This window comes from Ruegeria sp. CDSC085 (assembly GCF_059610465.1).
On sequence record NZ_JBXWNR010000006.1, the window covers coordinates 152,839 to 172,451 of the forward strand.

Below are 19,613 nucleotides of genomic sequence, written 5' to 3' on the forward strand. Positions count from 1 at the left end.
GAAATGAAACTTCTGTTGAAGGCTGTCACGTTTGCGTCGGCAATTGTTGCAACACCCATTTGGGCGGAAGGATGGCTACTGGATTCCGAACGCTCGCATCTGGCCTATGGGTCGATCAAGAAAGACTCGGTGGGCGAGGTCAACAGTTTCACCAACCTCAACGGGCACGTCCGGGATGGCATGGCTGAAATCGAAATCGACCTGTCCTCGGTCGAAACCAATATCGATATTCGCAATGAACGAATGATCGAATTTGTCTTTCGCCAGGCACCCACTGCATCCCTGACTGCCGAATTCGATATGGCAAAGGTTTCAGACCTGGCCGTCGGTGAAACTACGACGGTAGATGCTGCATCCGTGCTTTCGCTGGCCGGCACGGATGTTGAGTTTGACGCAGAAATGTTCGTCGCGCGCTTGTCTGAAACTTCGGTACTTGTTTCGACAAACGACATGGTGTTTCTCAGTACGGAAGACGCCGGTCTCAACACGGGCGTGGTCACGCTTATGGAGCTGGCAGACTTACCCGGTATCACCCGAACGGTACCAATCACGGCCCGGCTGATCTTTCACAGCGATGAGGAACAGGCCGCAGCGGCATCGGATGCAACGGCTGTTGTTGCTGCCGCAACTGTCCAAGGTGACCCAACAGCCGGCAAAAAGGTCTTTCGCAAGTGCAGCGCCTGCCACAAACTGGAAGAAGGCCGCCATGGCGTCGGTCCGTCCTTGCACGGTATCCTCGGCGCAAAGGCTGGTCAGGCAGAGGGATTCAAATACTCGACAGCACTGAAAGGTTCCGACATCGTCTGGACGCATAGGACCCTGAGCGCGTTCCTGGCGGATCCCAAAGGCTATCTTCAGGGCAATCGAATGCAGTTTCGCGGCCTGAAAAAGAACGAGGATATTGTCGACCTTCTGGCATATTTGCAGGGAGAGGGGTGACAGCGACCCGTAAGAGATATGGTCTTTGCGCCAAATATCGACGTCAAACAACTGGACCCAGTAAAGGTCAGATACCTGGCCTGCGCCCGTCTCCTGTCTGTTTTCTGGACCAGTAAGGATTCAAAGTAGTCCGATATCCAGAAAACAGAGCTCTCTGTTAGCGGATTCTTGCCGAACGTTGCGAATCCTTAGCTGCGGGGCAAATCACATTTTGCGGTTTTTTTGCAAATCCAAGCATGCACCAATCTTGTCCGCACCTATACAACGGGGCAAATCGCGATGTCCATCGCTGCCTCCCGCTCTTGTCCGATCTTCAACCAGCTACTATCTAGCGAGGGTACATCTCAGATAGTCGGGATGGGCCGCTCTGCCGCAGCGTGGAATCTGTCCTTTAGGCCCGACAAAATATAGGTTATCTGAGCGTGCGCACAGTTTCACGATTTGGAGAACGCAATGATGAAGCGCGCCTGGAACAAGTGGCGATCAGGCTATATGGGCCGTCTTGTAGGTGAAAGCTTTTACGCGCAAGGCAGGCTGTATGGTGTTGCGATTCTGGCTATGATTGCCGTGGCCGTCACAACGGCCGGTTCCGCATACATGATGGAGTACATTGTCGATGCCATGACCAGCCCCGATTTGCAGGGCTGGGCGCATGTCATTGCGCTGGGGGTCGTGCTCCTGTTTTTGGTCAAAGCGATCGCATCCTATATTCAGGCAATCTACCTTGCCCGCGCAGGCAATCGGATCGTGGCAGAGCAACAGGACAAGGTTTACCGAAAACTGCTCAGACATGGCGTCTCCTTTTTTTCGAACAATGAATCATCGGACCTTCTGATGCGCACCACCCATGGCGCACAGGCGGCCAGAAACCTGATCGATGTGCTGGTCACCGGGTTTGTGCGCGACTCCCTGACTCTGGTCGGGCTGGTTGCGGTCATGGTGTATCAGCAACCCGTTTTGTCCGTCTTGTTCTTTGTCGTGGGTCCGATTGCCTTGTTGGGCGTTCGCTATCTGTTGAAGAGTGTGCGCACGATCATGCAGGCCGAATTCAAGTCGCTGGCGGAAATCATTCGGGTGCTGCAGGAGACCTCGGCAGGGATCAAGGTCATCAAAGTGTTCTCACTCGAAGACCGAATGATCAACCGCATGGATACCGCCATCCGGAAAGTTGAACAACGCTCGAACGACATCGCCAAGTTGCAGTCCATTGCCAGCCCTCTTATGGAGTTTCTGGCTGGCCTCGCCGTGGCAGGTGTACTTGTGGTCAGCACGATGGGCATCGCAGGCACCGAACAGCCCAGCGCAGGCCAGTTGATGTCCTTTATCACGGCGTTGCTGATGGCCTATGAACCGGCCAAGCGGCTGTCGAAAATGCGTGTTCAGATCGAAACCAACATGGTTGGTGTCGGCATGTTGTTCGGCCTGCTGGATCAGGACGACACAATGGTGGAAAGCCCAGAAGCCCATGACCTGATCGAAGGCCCCGGCCAGATCACGTTGCGCAATGCAACTTTCGGCTACCAGGGTGCCGTATCTGTGATCGAAGATATGAATGTCACGTTCGAGGCCGGTAAAACCACGGCGCTCGTCGGTCAGTCCGGCGGTGGCAAGTCTACGTTGTTTGGACTGATCATGCGGTTCTACGATCCAGATGAGGGCAGCGTCGAGATCGATGGTCAGGATCTGCGCGAGGTAAGCTTTGCGTCCCTGCGAAAAAAAATCTCTTATGTCGGGCAGGATACGTTCCTGTTTTCGACGTCGATCATGGACAACCTGCGCTGCTCGGCCCCCGACGCTTCGGATGAAGACGTTGTTGACGCAGCCAAAGCCGCACATGCGCATGAGTTCATCATGGAACTACCGCAGGGTTACGAAACGCAAGTCGGTGAAAACGGAACCTTCCTGTCAGGTGGTCAGAAACAGCGAATTGCAATTGCGCGCGCTATTCTGAGAAAATCAGAAATTCTGCTTCTGGATGAGGCCACAAGCGCATTGGATGCCGAGTCGGAATCTCTGGTCAAAAAGGCGCTGGACACCCTGACGAAGGATGTCACTGTCGTTGTCATTGCACACCGTCTGTCGACTGTTCTGGAAGCGGACAAAATTTACGTGGTTCAGGATGGCTCTATCGTGGAACAGGGCAGTCTGGAAGAGTTGATGAAAAAGAACGGAAGTTTCCGCAACCTTTTCGATCAGCAATTCAAAAAACACGAACCCAAGGCGGAAGTGGCCGAGTAACCCCGGTCTTTGGTCCGGTATTCGATTTTTTTCCCGGGCATGACCTGTCCGGGAAAATGGGCACATGTACCTCCAGAACTCCGGGGCCAATATTTTGGTCCGCGCGACGCAAGGAGAAGTACATTATGTATTTCGACATATGAGTTCTTCCAACGGAACCGGTGGGCCAAAAACGCCTCTGCGATGCCGGAGAGTCGCGCTGCTCCCTTATGAGACGAACGGCCCTTATGCACACAGGATCAGAGGTGGTGATCTTCGGCGGCACCGAATTGAACTTGGGGACATGATCGATCAGTCGCATTCAGAGTCAGCGCCTTTACATCAAACCTTAAGAAGTACGTCGCACGCGCGCGCCGCTCATATCGGCGCTTCGGAGAGGTTAAAAACCGTGGCGCAGATAGACACTGCCGCATTGACCACCGTCACAGCACGAACAAAGCAAACCTGTTGCACTATAGCGGGTACAGACACGCAACCTGATGCGTTTCTCCGTCCAGTTCGGGCAATGTTGCCCTGCACTGATCAGTTGCCAACCAACATCTTTGCGCGAAGGCGCAACCATTTGGAATATTCATCGGCGAAGGCAGTTCGCCCTCAAGCTTGATCCGTTCTTTTCGGGCCGTAGGATCGGCCCGGGGAGTCGTGGACAACAACGCCTTTGAATAGGGGTGACGCGGCGCGGCAAACAGTTGCTCTTTGGGCGCTTTTTCAACAGCGCGCCCCAGATACATGACGATCACTTCGTCGGCAAAATGCCGGACCACCGAAAGATCATGCGAAATGAACAGATAGGCGAGGTCAAGCCGTTCCTGTAAATCCACAAGCAGGTTCAGGATCTGCGACTGGATTGAGACGTCCAGTGCTGAAACCGGCTCATCCAGGACCAGGACCCTGGGATTCAGCATAAGCGCACGTGCAATGGCGATCCGCTGACGCTGCCCGCCAGAAAACATATGCGGATAGCGGTCATAATGCTCGGGGCGCAAGCCGACCATCTGGATCATGTCGCGCGCTTGTGTCTCGCGGTCTGCGGCGGACATGTCCGGACGATTGATGATCAGCGGCTCCTGCAAGATCTGACCGATGCGTTGACGTGGATTCAGTGATCCATAAGGATCCTGGAACACGATTTGCACCGTCTCTCGCATCTTGCTCCATTGCGACGGGGTAATGTCGACACCGTCAATCCTCAGCCTGCCCGACGTCGGTTCTTCAATCATCGTTATCAATCGCGCCAACGTTGACTTGCCGCAGCCGGACTCTCCGACGATGGCCAGTGTCTTTCCCGGTTTCAGTTCGAAATCCACCCCCGACAGGGCCCTTACCGTCGCTGACTTGGACAGCAACCCGCCCTTCACCGTGTAAAACCGGGTCAGATCTTTTGCCTGAACGATTGGGTCGGTCATGCCAATTCTCCGGCAGCAATTCTTTCAACGTGGTGGCAGCGTGCTTTGCCAAAGGCCTCGGCATGAGGGGTCGGTGGCTTTTCCGCGCAAGTTGCATCGGCAAACCGGCATCGCGGGCTGAACAGGCACCCTTTGGGGCGATCGAACTGCCCCGGCACAACGCCGGGAATCGTCGGAAGGACCTTTGAGGTCGCGCGCTCGGGCAAAGCGCTCAGCAGGGCCGATGTGTAGGGATGACGCGGCGTGCGGAACAAATCACGCACGGGCTGCTCTTCGACTTTTTGTCCAGCATATTGCACCTGAACCCGTTCGGCGGTTTCGGCCACCACCCCCATGTCATGGGTGATCAGTACAAGGCCCATGTCGTTGTCGTCACGCAAACGAACCAGCAGGTCGAGAATCTGCGCCTGAATGGTTACGTCCAGCGCCGTGGTCGGTTCATCTGCAATCAGAAGCTTGGGCTTGCAGGCAATTGCCATCGCGATCATGACGCGCTGGTTCATGCCGCCCGACATCTGATGTGGAAAGGTGTTCAGGCGACTTTCAGGCGCGGGGATGCCGACCTGTTCGAACAGCTCAATCGCGCGCTGGTGGCGGTCCTTGCGGTTCAAACCCAGATGGATGCGCAAAGCCTCTTTGATCTGGAATCCCACCGTAAAACAGGGGTTCAGCGATGACATCGGCTCCTGAAAGATCATCGCCATGTCCTTGCCGATGATCTTGCGGCGCTCACCGGCCGAAAGACCTGCCAGATCGAGCCCTTCAAAGCGCATCTCGTTAGCGGTGATCGTCGCGGTCCAGGGCAACAACCCCATCAGTGCCAACATCGACACCGATTTACCCGAGCCGCTTTCACCCACGATGGCCAGCAACTCACCCTTGTCCACCGACAGATCTACACCATCCACGGCGCGGAACTTGCCCGAGGCAGTGGCGAATTCAACAGTCAGGTTGCGGATCTGCAAAAGGCTCATGCGATCAGCTCCGTTTCAGTTTCGGGTCCAGCGCATCGCGCAGGCCGTCGCCCATCAGATTGATGGCAAGTACGGTGACAAGGATTGCCAGACCGGGGAAGGTAACCACCCACCAAGCGCGTAGAATGAATTCGCGCGCTTCGGCCAGCATGGTGCCCCATTCCGGTGTGGGCGGCTGTGCGCCCATGCCCAGAAAGCCCAGGGCGGCTGCGTCCAGAATCGCTGTCGAAAAGGACAACGCCGCCTGTACGATGATGGGTGCCAGACAATTGGGCAGCACGGTGATGAACATCAGCCGTGACCTGCCAGCACCGGCCACACGCGCCGAAGTGACATAATCCTTCTGACGTTCCGCCAGAACCGACGCGCGGGTCAGGCGCACGTAGTGGGGTTGGAAAACAATGGCGATGGCAATCATCGCGTTGGTCAGCGACGGGCCAAGGATGGCCACCAGCACCAGTGCCAACAGCAGCGACGGAAAGGCCAGAACGATATCCATCACCCGCATGATCAGCGTATCGACCCATTTGGGGGCAAAGCCCGACAGCAGGCCCACCATCACGCCGCCTGACACGGCCACACAGACGACAACGATCCCGACAAAGAAGGAATAGCGTGAGCCCATGATCAGGCGCGACAGCATATCGCGACCCAGCGGATCCGTACCCAACGGGAAAGCCCAGCTTCCGCCCTGCTGCCATGCAGGCGGCTGCAGGATGTGGTCGCGGAACTGTTCGGTTGGGTCATATGGGGCCAGAAGGGGCGCAAAAGCGGCGCAGAATACAAAAGCGGCAAAAACCCACAGCCCAATGACAGCGCCGCGGTTTTCGCTGAAGTAATACCAAAACTCGCGCAGGGCGCTGGGGCGGTCTTCCGTTCTGGGCGGGGTTGAAGATAGTTCGGCCATCACCGCCTCCGAATTTTGGGGTTGATGATGCCATAAAGGACATCGACCAGCAGGTTCACCAGCATCACGATCACCGCGATCATCAGCAATCCGCCCTGAACAACCGGGTAGTCTCGGCGGAAAATGCTGTCGACCATCCACTTTCCTATGCCCGGCCAGCTGAAGATGGTTTCGGTCAGGATGGCTCCTGCCAGCAACGTGCCCACCGACAGGCCGATCACAGTGACAACCGGAATCAGCGCGTTACGCAGCGCGTGCAACCCGTTGATCCGCGTTGGCGACAAACCCTTGGCGCGCGCGGTGCGGATGTAGTCTTCGCCCAGAACTTCCAACATCGCCGACCTGGTCTGGCGTGCGATAACCGCCAGCGGAATAGTCCCCAGCACAATCGTCGGCAAAATCAGGTGGCGCACGGCTGATCCGAATGCCCCTTCCTGACCCGACAACAGGCTGTCGATCAGCATAAAGCCGGTGACGCTGGGAAAGTAATACAACAGGTCGATCCGACCCGAGACCGGCGTCCAGCCCAGATTGCCCGAGAATACAATGATCAACAGCAGCGCCCACCAGAAGATAGGCATCGAGTATCCGACCAGCGCCGAGGACATCAGCGCCCTGTCAAAGAACTTCCCTCGGTTCACCGCCGCGATCACACCTGCCGGCAGACCCAGCGCAACGGCGAAGATCATGGCGCACAGGGACAACTCCAGCGTTGCGGGGAACAGCGAAAAGAACTCATCCCATACGGGTTTCCTGGTGACAAAGCTTTCGCCCAGATCACCTTGAAGGACTCCGGTGAGGTATTCCCAATACTGCTGCAACACCGGCTTGTCGAAACCCAGCTTTTCGACCATTTCCCGATAACGTTCTTCCGTCATGCCGCGTTCACCGGCCATCACGATGATCGGATCGCCGGGCAGCACCCGGATGAACATGAACGAAATCAGCGTCACGCCCAGAAATGTCGGAACAAACAGGCCAAGACGGGTAAGGAAATAGCCAAGCATCAGCGACCTATGATTGTAAGTTCTTTGGGAAAGCGGGTCAGTGACCGACAACCATCCCCGGTGACAAGAACATCATCTTCTATGCGAACGCCGAACTTGTCCAATTCATACAGGCCGGGTTCGTTGGTCCAGACCATGCCCGGCAGGATTATCTGACTGTTGCCGCGCATGATATACGGCGCCTCATGCACATCCCGGCCCAGACCGTGACCTGTCTTGGTCCGGATACGATCGGCAAAGGGCGAGGCCTCAAGCACGCCTGTGACGGCGTCGTCGATGTCATGCGCTGTCACGCCGGGGCGGCAGGCTTCGAACCCGGCTTTGTTGGCGCGCAAAACCGTGTCGTAGACGTCCCGGCCTTCGTCCGGGACGTCCTGTACGAAAAAAGTTCGCGTGATGTCGGCCGCAAAACCATGTTTTCGAGCGCCAAAGTCGAACAGCAAGGCGTCGCCTGCCTTGATCCGGTAGTCGGCGCGCGCCTTTCCGTGCGGTCGTGCCGAGTTGTCCCCCGCAGCCACGATGGGGGAAAAGGCCAGCGACTCGGCGCCTTCCGCGAAAAGCGCCTGTATCAGCGCCTGCTCGATCTGTTTTTCGGTCTGACCTGCACGAACACCCGCAACCACACTCTCCAACGCGCGTTCCGAAATATCGATGGCCGCTTGCAGCGCCGCGATATCTTCTTCGGTTTTGATGATGCGAAGGCCTGAGATTTCGCGTTCGGCGTCCACAATCCGCAGATCCGGAATTGCGCGGGTAAACGCGTCTGACACGAAAACCCGCATCACCTGACCTTCGACAGCCAACGATCTGATCGGACTATGCGCTGCCAGCGCGGAAAAGGCAGCGTCATAGCCGGTCTGATCGCGCCAGTCGAACGCGGCACCCTCAAATCCGACCAGATCCCATGAGGCGAGTTCCAGATTGGGCACGATCGCCGCCGGATCACCCACGGCCGGAATCACCACGACAAAAGGGCGCTCGTGGCTCATGAAGGATTTGCCCAATGCACGGGTGAAATTCGGACCGGGCACCAGGGCCACTGCGTCCACTGACATATCCATTGCCAATTGGCGGTATTCGGACAAATCCGGCATTCAGCCCGACCTCCTCAATAAGAAAGCCGGAGCCACCAATCAGGCGGCTCCGGTTGGTGAGTGGTGGTTTATTCGACGCTCACACCATAGAAGATGTGGCCGCCCAGCGGGTGCACTTTATAGCCTTGCACCTTGTTGCTCATCGGCATGTAAACAACTGAATGCGCGATGGTTGCCCACGGAGCCTGCTCTTTGAACACAACCTGCGCTTCTTCATACAGTTTGGTCCGCTCGGCCTGATCCGTGCTTTGCTTGGCCTTCAGGATCAGGTCTTCAAAGGGCTGGTGACACCACTGCGCCCGGTTGGATGCTTCGACCCCGTCACAGCCCAGCAAAACCGCCAGGAAGTTATCCGGGTCGCCATTGTCCCCGGTCCAGCCCAGCAGAACGGCACCGTCCCGGTTCAGTTCTTTCGAGCGAGACAGGTATTCACCCCATTCGTACGAGACGACTTCGACACCCACACCGATCTTGGCGAAATCCGCCTGGATAAGCTCGGCCATACGACGGGCATTCGGGTTGTAGGGGCGCTGGACAGGCATTGCCCAGATTTTCATCGACAGGTCCGAAATACCTTCGGCCTCCAGCATCGCTTTGGCAGCTTCGGGATCATAGGGATCGTCCACGATGGCGTCATTGTAGCCCCACATGGTAGGCGGGATCGGGTTCTTGGCCACTTGGCCCGAGCCCTGGAAGACCACGTCGATGATCGCCTGCTTGTCGATCGCCATGTTCAGCGCTTTACGCACCTTCGGATTGTCGAACGGCGCCATCGTGGTGTTGTAGGCCAGATATCCGACGTTCAGGCCCTCTTGTTCCAACATGCTTATGTCCGGATCATCCTTCATTGCCTGAATGTCAGCAGGGTTCGGATAGGGCATCACGTGACATTCGCCGGCTTTCAGCTTTTGATAACGCACAGATGCATCCGGTGTGATGGCAAAGATCAGGTTTTCGACCTGCGCCGGGTCTTTCCAATACTCGCCATTGGCCGCGTAACGGATCACCGCGTCTTTTTGATAAGCCACAAACGAGAATGGTCCGGTACCGATGGGTGCTGTATTCAGTTTTTCCGGCGTTCCGGCCTCCATCATTGCCTCGGCATATTCCGCGGACACGATCGAAGCAAAGTCCATCGCCATATTGGCGACAAATGGCGCTTCTGGTTTGGACAGAGTAAATTTCACTGTGTAGTCATCGATTTTTTCGATGGACTCGACCAGATCAGGCATCCCCATTCCCTGGAAATACTCCCAGGTTCCACCCGATATTTGATGATAAGGATGGGTTTCGTCTTTCTGACGCATGAACGAAAAAATTACGTCATCCGCATTGAAATCGCGGGTCGGAGTAAATTCTTCGTTCGAATGGAACTTGACGCCCTGACGCAATTTGAAAGTGTATTCCAGACCGTCATCGCTGGCCTCGACACTTTCAGCCAGACCGGGGACCACATTGGTCGTGCCCGTTTCAAATTCAAGCAACCGATTGTAGATCGGATGTGAAGAGGCATCAAAGGTTGTGCCTGCGGTGTATAGCGCAGGATCGAACCCTTCAGGCGATCCTTCGGAACAATAAACCAGAGTATTAGCCTGCGCCACGGCACCCGTCAGAGCGATCGCAGTGGTTGCGGCCAGAAGTTTGAGTTTCATGATTTTCTCCCAGAAAAGGACTTTTCAAGACAATCGCATGGCTCTTTGTCGTCAGAGCATTCAGTGACAGCATAGGTCGTTGCGATCCCTCTGCTTAATGTATCCAAAATACAAAATGTAATGTCAACAGTGTCTTTCTGCGGATGTCTCTGACGACCGTTTCTGCCGCCGCTAACTGCGTCGGGGATTTCATTCTAATCTCCGATACGCAACTAGCCTATTCTGTTCCGAGGGCGGTGATCGCAGACACTCATTGTCCGAACGCTCACTTTTTGTTTGTATGAGTAACCGCGCGCCAATCTTGTGAAGGAGGGCTTGCCAAAAGCTTTGCTGCGCGCCCCTTCATGGCTGCGGACGCAGGATCCCCGCCCCGTTCTTCATCGGCCACCTCAAACAATGCTATGGCCTGCTCGAAGTGGCATGCTCGATAATACGCAAGACCTTTTTCGTATGTCTCAATCCACTCAAATGATCCTTCAAAACTATCGGCCATCGCAATCAGTTCATAGACGACCAGTTCTTCGGTCCGTCCGAAAACTGTAAGCGTGTCCAGCTCTCGCACGACAATTGCATCCGCCGCTTCGCGCCTCGTCTCGGGACCAATCAGAATGCGTGTGCCATAATCCTTGTTCGCCCCTTCCAAACGGCTGGCAACATTCACAACGTCGCCTATAGCGGTGTAATTCAACCGCTGTTCTGACCCAATGTTGCCAACCAAAGCTTCACCGCTGTTCAGCCCGATCCTGACACGCAGGGAATTTCCGGCCTCGTCCTCGATGCCCGCATCTTCCACGGTCGCGACAAGATCCAGTGCCGCGCGGCAGGCATTCTCGGCATGGAGGGCATCCATACGCGGCGCCCCCCAGATCGCCATAACCGCGTCACCCATGAATTTATCGATCGTCCCGTCATGACGCGCGACGGCTGCAGCTGCCGCCGTGAAAAAAGGCTCCATCAACTGGATGATTTTGGGGCCGAGCTTTTCCGACAACCCGGTGAATCCGGTCACATCACAGAACAACACGGAGATCTGCTTCATATCGCCGCCTGGCTGTGTCTTGATACCCTCGGCGACCAGCATCTTCACAAGATCGGTAGGCACGTATTTTCGGAACGCGGACAATCCTGCGGCCATGCTGGCAGTGGCTGCTGATAGATTGGCCAGCTCGGACAGGTTTGAAGGCCTGCGTGAAATGTGTTCAACATCAAAGCGTTCGATTTTGCTCAGGTCTTCTGCGATGCGCGCCAATGGGTTGGCCACAATTCTACGGATCAACCAGATCGCCAGAGCGGTTGAGACGATCACGACCCCGATCAGGATATAGATCAAGTCTATCAAGGTTTCATCGATACCCGACAAGAAGGCCGATTCCGGAATGACCGTTGCGACGCGCCACCCGTAAAAACCCAAAGGCGTAAGGGCTACCGCATAAGGAACGCCATCGATCACCACGCGTTTCGTCGAACTGCCCGCAGTTTTGCCATCCGGGTCACCCAACAGTTTTTCCCCCGAAATCTTGGCAACCTCGTATAGCTCGCCCTCTCCCATGCGCGCAGGTGTAACTTCGTCCGCTTTTGCGTCGGGAACAGCTATTACTTTGCCATCGGCATCCAGAATAAAGGCGGCTCCAAATTCGCCGGGCTCGAGCGTCGCCAGAAACCGTGACAAACGGTCGGTTTCGATTGCGACCGCAAGGACACCCTGCCGTGTCCTGCTTGCATCAATCGGTCCTGCGAATGCGTATACAGTCTTGTCACTGCCCGGCAGATCGCGCGCTTCGATCCATCCCATCGTGTCCAGAGACATAAAATTACTGAACCAGGCATGATCGCGAGGATCATAGGACGTCTGAGCGAACTTCCTTTCTTCGAACTGGATATCCCCGGGGATAAAAATATACCGGTCGGTTCGCAGTTTCCGGTCGCGGATATCCTTGTCGATCTCCATCATCTCAAGCCCGCTGTCGCCCAACCGGTGCGACGCGAAAAAATTGCCGTCCGGCCAACCAAAGAAAATCCAGGAGATATTCGGCTGCGCCTGTAACTGAGATAAAAAAACGAACTCTCTCTTATCGGCCTGCCGTGTTGCGATGACATTCTGTACAAAGATCGTGCGCACCGCCGACCATGCAGCTTCGGCGGATCTGAGGGTTGCCCCGACTTCGATGCGAACGGCATTCGCAATCTGGCTGTTGATCTCAGCTGCAAGCATGCGGCTGTTGTCACGCGCGGTCGTCCACCACAGCGAATGAACAACAAATGTCGACACACCGATGGATACGGCGACCAGCATAGATACAGCAATGCCGACGCTAAACCGCATGAAAACCCCGCAAAAGACTGACTTGTACCACAGTATTCGATTGAGATCGCAAGAAGAGCAAAGCTTACTTTGCTCCAGCCCTGCAAAATCACGCAACTGTTAAGCTGATGTGTCTTCCCCGACAGGAATTCAGAGCAGTTGGTCACCTCATCCGAGGGGAAGTATGATCCACGCAGACGGCCATTAGCCAAAGCCCAGAGGCCAGACCTTGGCCGTGCCTCAATTCAATAGCCTTCTGACTGGGATTTGCGGCGTTTGGGGACTGCGTTGCCACCTTTGGCGGACTTTGTGGCCGCAGCGCGTGCACGGTTTTTCTTGCTGCTTGGCTTTCCCTTCGGCGGCGGTGGGCCTTTCGGGGCATCTCCGGTTGGCTTGGCGCGACCACTCTTTTGCTCTACGCTCCCGGCCTTGCGCTTTTTCGGTTTCGCGCCCGAAGCCTTGAACTTACTTTTTGTATCGTCGTCTGACGCTCGGAGGGTTTCTGTTGCGCGCACGGTCTTTGCCGACTGGGCCTCGGGTTTGGGCTGGCGGCGAGGGGCTTTCCGCTCAGCCGGAGCAGCGTCCCTTTTCTGTCCCGAAGGCCTGCCTTTGAACTTGCGATCAAGACCGGGCCGACCGGTTGACGACAGGTCTGGTGCCTTGTCCAACCGTACAAGGTCCTTGGTCCCTTCTATCTTCATATCTGGACCAAGGCTGGTCAGAAATCTGTCGACACTGCCTTCGCGGATTTCGACATAGGTTACATCATCGGCAATCCGGATGGCTCCGATATCATCTTTCGTGAGATCGCCCGCCTTGCATATCATCGGCAGCATGTGACGTGGGGATGCGTTCTGATTGCGCCCCTCGGACACTGAAAACCAGACGCTGGGGCCAAAAGATGCGCGCGGTTTTGGCGCGCGTTGATCGACCGCTGACAGCTCCTCCGGGGCGGAATGGCGCAGTTTGTATTGCCTGAGGTAGGCGGCTGCGATTTGTTCGGGCGTAAAACTTTCAATCAGTTTCTCAACCGACGGGCGTTCGCTTTCCGTGATTTCAGCCTGCCAGTCCTCTGATGCAAACATCCGGGCCTGATCGCGATCGTTCACCTCTTCGGCGGACGGGGCCGATCCCCAATCTGCTGTCAGCTTGGCAAATTTCAGAATACGCTCCGCCTTTTTGCGCGATGATGGCTCTACGATCAGTGTACTGACACCCTTGCGCCCAGCGCGGCCTGTACGGCCAGAACGGTGCAGCAGTGTTTCATGGCTGTTGGGCAGTTCGGCATGGACCACCAGATCAAGGTTGGGCAGATCGATGCCGCGGGCCGCAACATCGGTTGCCACGCAGACGCGGGCTCGCCCATCGCGCATTGCTTGCAACGCGTTGGATCGTTCGCTCTGGGTCAATTCACCGGACAGGGCCACGACTGAAAAGCCGCGGTTTGACAGGCGCGCTGTCAGGCGCGAAACCATCGCACGGGTGTTGCAGAAAACGATGGCATTGGGGGCCTCGTAATACCGCAGCACATTGATAATCGCGTTTTCACCGTCACGCGGGGCCACCATCATGGCACGATACTCGATATCCGCGTGCTGTGTCTGTTCGCTGACCGTGCTCACACGCGCTGCGTCGCGCTGATACCGCTTGGCCAGATTGGCAATTGCGCGTGGCACAGTGGCAGAAAACAACAACGTCTGACGATCTGCAGGTGTTTCATCAAGGATGAACTCAAGATCCTCGCGGAACCCCAGATCCAGCATTTCATCGGCTTCGTCCAGTACAACCGCGCGGATAGCGGTCAAATCGATTGAACCCCGATTGATATGGTCACGAAGTCGCCCCGGAGTGGCCACAACGATATGGGCGCCTCTGGCCAATGCGCGACGCTCATCCCGAATGTCCATACCCCCGACGCAGGAGGCCAGAAACGCACCTGCCCCGGAATACAACCAGCCAAGTTCCCGCTTCACCTGCAGTGCCAGTTCCCGGGTCGGCGCAACAACCAGCGCCAACGGCGCTTCGGGCTTGCCGAGCGTTTCTGCCTCCCCCAGCACCCTGTGCGCAATTGAAAGTCCAAACCCAATGGTTTTCCCTGATCCGGTCTGGGCCGATACCAGCATGTCGCGCCCTTCCAACTCGGGCTGGGTGACAGCGCGCTGAACTTGGGTCAATGTTTCATAGCCCTTGCGCGCTAGCGCATCTGCAATGGTTTGTTTCACGGTGGTGGTTCTTTGTATCGGCCAGGTGATAGAAGCTGTGCGGAATTGCGATCAGCGGATCATCCAAGGGTAAAGACAGCCCCATACCGGTTGCCATCCCTATTGTATAGACAGGAATACGGACATTTTCGCCGAGAAGCTTCCCAGTTGGGAACACCGAGGCGGATCGGACGCCGCGCCCCCCGACAGAACCAGACAGCGTCAATTTTCCCGCAACGCCGTCTCAATGTTTAACATTATTGACGGCGGATGACTGACGTCGAACGTCGGAATTCCGCCCCGGACGTTCACGATCATGCCGATCACTTCGATGACACGGCCCTCGTCGACCCTCTACGGACCAAACAGGGTCGGAGCGGGCTCGTTCTTGATCTTATTGAACCGAACTCAAGTCCCCGTCGCCCAATGAAGAACTCTACCCCGGGTCAAGCCATTCACTTTTTCGACGATGGCATCGGCGTCAATACAGTGGTGGCGATAGAGATCACCGATCGTTCCTGTCTGACCAAAGTGTTCGACGCCCATCGGAATGGTCTGATGCCCGCCCACAGCGCCCAGCCACGACAATGTTGCAGGGTGCCCATCAATCACGGTGACCAGATTGCAGTGCGGCGACAGGCCAGACATCAGGGTTTCGATGTGGGAAAGTGCTGCCGGGTTGCCGCGCGAGCGCGCGCGTTGCGCCGCCGTCCACCCTGCATTCAGCCGATCCGCAGACGTCACGGCCAATACGCCGATATCGCGACGGCCTTCACCAATCATGCCAGCGGCCTTGATTGCTTCGGGCGCGACCGCTCCCTGATAGACGATTGCAACTTCGCAATTTGGTCCCGGTTTCCGTAACCAGTATGCGCCGTCTATGGCGCCCTGTCGAAACTCGTCATCCACGCGTTTGCCCGGTTGTTCAATCGGGTTGGTCGTCAGACGCAGATAGACGGAGCCACCGGTTTCGTCTCGCAGCCAGGTGCGCTCGTCCGGTTGTCCTTCACCGTCGCGTTGCAAATAGTCGAAGGCCCATTCCATGATCACCGCCAGTTCATCAGCAAAGGCCGGTTCGAATGCGGCCAGCCCGTCTTGGCTCATCCCGATCAGCGGAGTGCCAATGGATTGATGCGCGCCGCCTTCAGGCGCCAGCGTGACGCCCGACGGCGTTCCAACCAGAAGAAAGCGTGCATCCTGATAGCAGGCGTAGTTCAACGCATCGAGGCCGCGACTGACAAAGGGGTCGTACACGGTGCCAATCGGAATCAATCGCTTGCCGAAAAGGGAATGCGACAGACCCGCCGCGCCCAGAAGCAGCATCAGGTTCATTTCGGCGATCCCAAGCTCTATATGTTGCCCTTCCGGCGTGAACTCCCATTTCGCAGTCGATGGGATACGGTGTTCAATGAAGGCGTCGGCTTGCGTGGATCGGGCAAACAGCTTACGCCTGTTTACCCAGGGTCCCAGGTTTGTTGTGCCGGTGACATCCGGGGAGGTTGTCACGATGCGCTCTGCCAGCGGGCCGTCGCCTTTTGACAGATCGTCAAGGATCTTGCCAAACGCCATCTGGGTCGAGATTTCACGGCTGGTGTCGATCTCGATCCGTGGCACATCCAACTTGTCATCAAAATAACGGCGCTGACCTTTGGCAAAGAAAGGCGTATTCGTGAGGAAATCCTTGAGCTTTTCTGGGTTCTGTACTGTCGCAAGCGGCTCCCATTCCTTGCCTTTTGGCACGCCCATATGCGACTGCCACGCGGCGAACTGACTGTTGTTCATCAGCCCGCCGTGATTGTCCTTGTGGCCCGCGATGGGTGTGCCCCATCCTTTGACTGTGTAGGCAAGGAAACATGTCGGGCGATAATGATCGATGGCGGCAAATGTCTGTGCCATGGTCTCGACGCAGTTGCCGCCAAGGTTTTCCATCAGCGCCGCAAGGTCGGCATCCGTCCGCCGTTCGATCAGAGCGGTCACATCCCCCTGATCACCCAGATCATCCATGAGGCGCTGCCGCCAGACCGCCCCACCCATGAAGGTCAAAGCCGAGTAGTCCTGATTGGGACATGCGTCGATCCAGTCGCGCAGGCGCTCGCCGCCCGGTTCTTCAAAGGCCGCGCGTTGCAGAACCCCATATTTCACGCGCACGACATCCCAACCGAACGCATCGAAGATTTTCTCGATCCGTTCGAACAGCCCTTCACGGACGATACCGTCCAGTGACTGTCGGTTGTAGTCAATGATCCACCACGTATTGCGCAGGTCGTTCTTCCAGCCTTCCTGCAAAGCCTCATACACATTGCCTTCGTCCAGTTCGGCATCGCCAACAAGGGCCACCATTCGCCCCATTGGCGCGTCTGCCCCCCAGCTTTTGGCCTTGATGTAATCCTGAATGATCGAGGCAAACGAGGTGATCGCGACACCCAAACCCACCGAGCCGGTGGAAAAATCAACGTCGTCGATATCCTTGGTCCGGCTGGGATAGCTTTGCACACCGCCAAAACCACGGAAATTTTCCATCTTCTCGCGGGTCTGATTGCCCATGAGGTATTGCATCGCATGAAAAACCGGAGAGGCATGGGGTTTGACTGCTACCCGGTCTTCAGGGCGCAGCGCTGAAAAATAGAGCGCGGTCATGATCGACACCATCGAAGCAGACGATGCCTGATGGCCACCAACTTTGATCCCATCCACCTTTGGCCGGATGTGGTTGGCATGGTGGATCATCCAATGCGACAACCATAGCAAGCGCTGTTCGACGATCTTCAACTGGGTGGGATCAATGTGCATGGCGGTCTCCGGGTTCAGGCGGCGCTGCGGGCAGGATAGGGCAAAGCTTGATCCAGGTCTGCGAGGATATCTTCGACATCTTCAAGCCCGACGGACAAACGGATCAAACCATCGCTGATCCCATGCTCGGCCCGTTCTTCCGGAGTATACGTCGAATGAGTCATGGATGCAGGGTGCTGGATCAGCGTTTCGGCATCGCCCAAGGACACCGCGCGCTGGATCATGTTGAGGCGGTTCATGAATTCAATCCCACCGGACAGGCCGGACTTGATCTCGAACGCGATCATGGCGCCGGATTGGGACATTTGCCGCTGCGCGACGTCGTGCTGGGCAAAGCTTTTCAGCCCGGGGAAATAAACCTCGGCGACGGCGGGATGGGCTTCGAGGAAATCTGCAACGACCCTGGCGGACGCACAGTGACGATCCAGACGCAGGTTCAGTGTTTTCAGTCCGCGCAGGATCAGCATCGCGTTGAAAGGGGCCATGACCGCACCGGTCATATCCTTCATACCGACCAGGCGGATTTCGGCAATCTGTTCGGCGGTGCCAACAACCAGACCGGCGACCACATCGCCATGCCCGCCGAGATATTTGGTGGCAGAGTGCAGAACGATATCCGCCCCGTGCTCGATCGGGCGGGTCAGATAGGGGCTGGCATAGGTGTTGTCGACGACAACCGTTGCGCCTGCCGAATGCGCAATCTCGGCGCTGGCGGCAATGTCCACCAGACGCATGTTCGGGTTGGCCGGAGTTTCGAAATAGACAACGCGGGTATTCTCGGAAACCGCCGCCTTCAGGTTCTCGGGGTCTGTCATGTCGACATGGGTGATTTTGACCCCCCATTTTGCCAAACCGTGGCGCATGAAAGCGAAGGTGCAGCCATAGAGTGTTTTGTCCACGATGACTTCGTCCCCTGGCGACAGCAGCGTCCAAAGCACTGCCGTTATCGCCCCCATGCCGCTGGAAAGGGCCAGTCCGGCCTCGGCACCTTCAAGCACGGCAATGCGTTGTTCTAGAAGGTCACATGTGGGGTTCGAAATACGGCTGTAGATATGACCTGCGCGTTCACCGGCGAACATCTCTCCACCAGCCTCTGCGGTTTCGAAGGTAAACGTGGACGTCAAATGCAGCGGTGGCGTAAGCGCGCCGTCATTTTCCAAAGGGTTATAAGCGTGGTGAATGGCGCGGGTGGCAAATCCGGTTGAACGAGTCATTGCAAGCTCCTGTTTCAAGCTGACGCCAGTTTGAGCTTTTACTTTGGGCTTTTGCTTGCAAATAATACCAAGAATACGATTATTATTGGTATTTTCTGCCAAGATTGAGGTTGAAATGGACGATAAAGACAGACAGATCATTCGGGCGCTGCAAAAGGACGGGCGCATGACGAACCAGGATCTTGCCGACGAGGTGAACCTGTCTCCATCGCCGTGTCTGCGCCGGGTCAAGAACCTCGAGGCTCGCGGAATCATAAAGGGTTACAGCGCAGATGTGGACGCCGCCGCGTACGGCATAGGCATTACCGTTTTTGTGCGGATCCGGTTGGAGCGGCACAATGAAACGGACGTTCAGAATTTCGAGAAACGCGTTCGGATGATCGACGAAGTTCTCGAATGCCACGTGCTGACCGGGGCGATGGACTACCAGTTGCGGGTGCTGGTATCGGATCTCGAGGCATATGAGGAGTTCATTCGAAACAGAATTCACCCGATCGGTGGGATTGCCTCGATCGACACAAGCTTTGTTTATGGAACGGTAAAGAAGACCGCTGTTTTTCCGCCCTGACGGACGCGTCCGCTTAATCTGCGAACTCAGGCTGAGGTGCATGTTTAACAGGCGCTGGAATCAGGATTCACAGCCAATAGATGACGATGGCGACGCGGGCGAGAGGACCTTTGAGCCTCTGTGGCACAGGGTTGCGACACGCCGCCAGTCCTTGAGCCTGTCAAACATGGCCTTGACGCGATTGGGCCGCTGGGTGTGCTTCGCAGGCAACCAACACTGTTTGCGACCCTGGACTCAGGCGCGCATCAAGGATCAGACATGTTCAGCGCTCGTTTTTCGAACCGTGAACACGCTGACCTGCCAAATTCAATGGGTTCCGGG

13 protein-coding genes are annotated in these 19,613 nt (G+C 56.4%); 3 read left to right on the forward strand and 10 right to left on the reverse strand.

Going from position 1 to position 19,613, the window contains the following annotated elements; all coding sequences use genetic code 11:
• The first annotated feature begins 3 nt into the window (after positions 1-3).
• On the forward strand, positions 4-939 hold the full coding sequence (locus AC2FJB_RS11355; protein ID WP_496718376.1) for a c-type cytochrome: 936 nt from the start codon (positions 4-6) through the stop codon (positions 937-939).
• A 453-nt stretch (positions 940-1,392) separates the two neighbouring features.
• Positions 1,393-3,177 carry an ABC transporter ATP-binding protein gene (locus AC2FJB_RS11360; RefSeq protein WP_496718375.1) on the forward strand — a complete coding sequence of 595 codons (1,785 nt, stop codon included), beginning with the start codon at positions 1,393-1,395 and terminating at the stop codon, positions 3,175-3,177.
• A 452-nt stretch (positions 3,178-3,629) separates the two neighbouring features.
• Here the strand turns inward: AC2FJB_RS11360 and AC2FJB_RS11365 are convergent, their stop codons facing one another.
• The 10 genes from AC2FJB_RS11365 to AC2FJB_RS11410 form a co-directional block, all read right to left on the reverse strand.
• Positions 3,630-4,583, reverse strand: coding sequence for an ABC transporter ATP-binding protein (locus tag AC2FJB_RS11365; RefSeq protein ID WP_496718374.1), 954 nt, complete (start codon positions 4,581-4,583; stop codon positions 3,630-3,632).
• On the reverse strand, positions 4,580-5,557 hold the full coding sequence (locus tag AC2FJB_RS11370; protein ID WP_496718373.1) for an ABC transporter ATP-binding protein: 978 nt from the start codon (positions 5,555-5,557) through the stop codon (positions 4,580-4,582). The genes AC2FJB_RS11365 and AC2FJB_RS11370 overlap by 4 nt, the downstream gene beginning before the upstream one ends.
• Before the next feature lie 4 nt (positions 5,558-5,561).
• Entirely contained in the window at positions 5,562-6,464 is a 903-nt protein-coding gene (locus AC2FJB_RS11375) for an ABC transporter permease subunit (protein WP_496718372.1), read from the reverse strand.
• The gene (locus tag AC2FJB_RS11380; RefSeq protein WP_496718371.1) at positions 6,464-7,471 is read right to left on the reverse strand and encodes an ABC transporter permease subunit; all 1,008 of its coding nucleotides are present in this window, start codon (positions 7,469-7,471) and stop codon (positions 6,464-6,466) included. The genes AC2FJB_RS11375 and AC2FJB_RS11380 overlap by 1 nt, the downstream gene beginning before the upstream one ends.
• Positions 7,471-8,565: a M24 family metallopeptidase gene (locus AC2FJB_RS11385; protein ID WP_496718369.1), complete on the reverse strand. Its 1,095-nt coding sequence runs from the start codon at positions 8,563-8,565 to the stop codon at positions 7,471-7,473. The genes AC2FJB_RS11380 and AC2FJB_RS11385 overlap by 1 nt, the downstream gene beginning before the upstream one ends.
• A 68-nt stretch (positions 8,566-8,633) precedes the next feature.
• A complete protein-coding gene (locus AC2FJB_RS11390; RefSeq protein WP_496718367.1) occupies positions 8,634-10,217 on the reverse strand; it encodes an ABC transporter substrate-binding protein in 1,584 nt (527 codons plus the stop codon).
• A 265-nt stretch (positions 10,218-10,482) separates the two neighbouring features.
• Entirely contained in the window at positions 10,483-12,540 is a 2,058-nt protein-coding gene (locus AC2FJB_RS11395; protein WP_496718366.1) for an adenylate/guanylate cyclase domain-containing protein, read from the reverse strand.
• Positions 12,541-12,764: 224 nt separating this feature from the next.
• Positions 12,765-14,741 (reverse strand): DEAD/DEAH box helicase, encoded by a 1,977-nt coding sequence (locus tag AC2FJB_RS11400; RefSeq protein ID WP_496718364.1) that lies wholly within the window; start codon positions 14,739-14,741, stop codon positions 12,765-12,767.
• 387 nt (positions 14,742-15,128) lie between these two features.
• The gene (locus AC2FJB_RS11405) at positions 15,129-17,510 is read right to left on the reverse strand and encodes a thiamine pyrophosphate-binding protein (RefSeq protein ID WP_496718363.1); all 2,382 of its coding nucleotides are present in this window, start codon (positions 17,508-17,510) and stop codon (positions 15,129-15,131) included.
• A gap of 14 nt (positions 17,511-17,524) precedes the next feature.
• Complete coding sequence (locus AC2FJB_RS11410) at positions 17,525-18,724, reverse strand: methionine gamma-lyase (RefSeq protein ID WP_117873866.1); 1,200 nt, start codon at positions 18,722-18,724, stop codon at positions 17,525-17,527.
• 115 nt (positions 18,725-18,839) lie between these two features.
• On the opposite strand from AC2FJB_RS11410, the gene AC2FJB_RS11415 reads away from it, so the two are divergent.
• Entirely contained in the window at positions 18,840-19,292 is a 453-nt protein-coding gene (locus AC2FJB_RS11415) for an Lrp/AsnC family transcriptional regulator (RefSeq protein WP_171233299.1), read from the forward strand.
• The last annotated feature ends 321 nt before the right edge of the window (positions 19,293-19,613 follow it).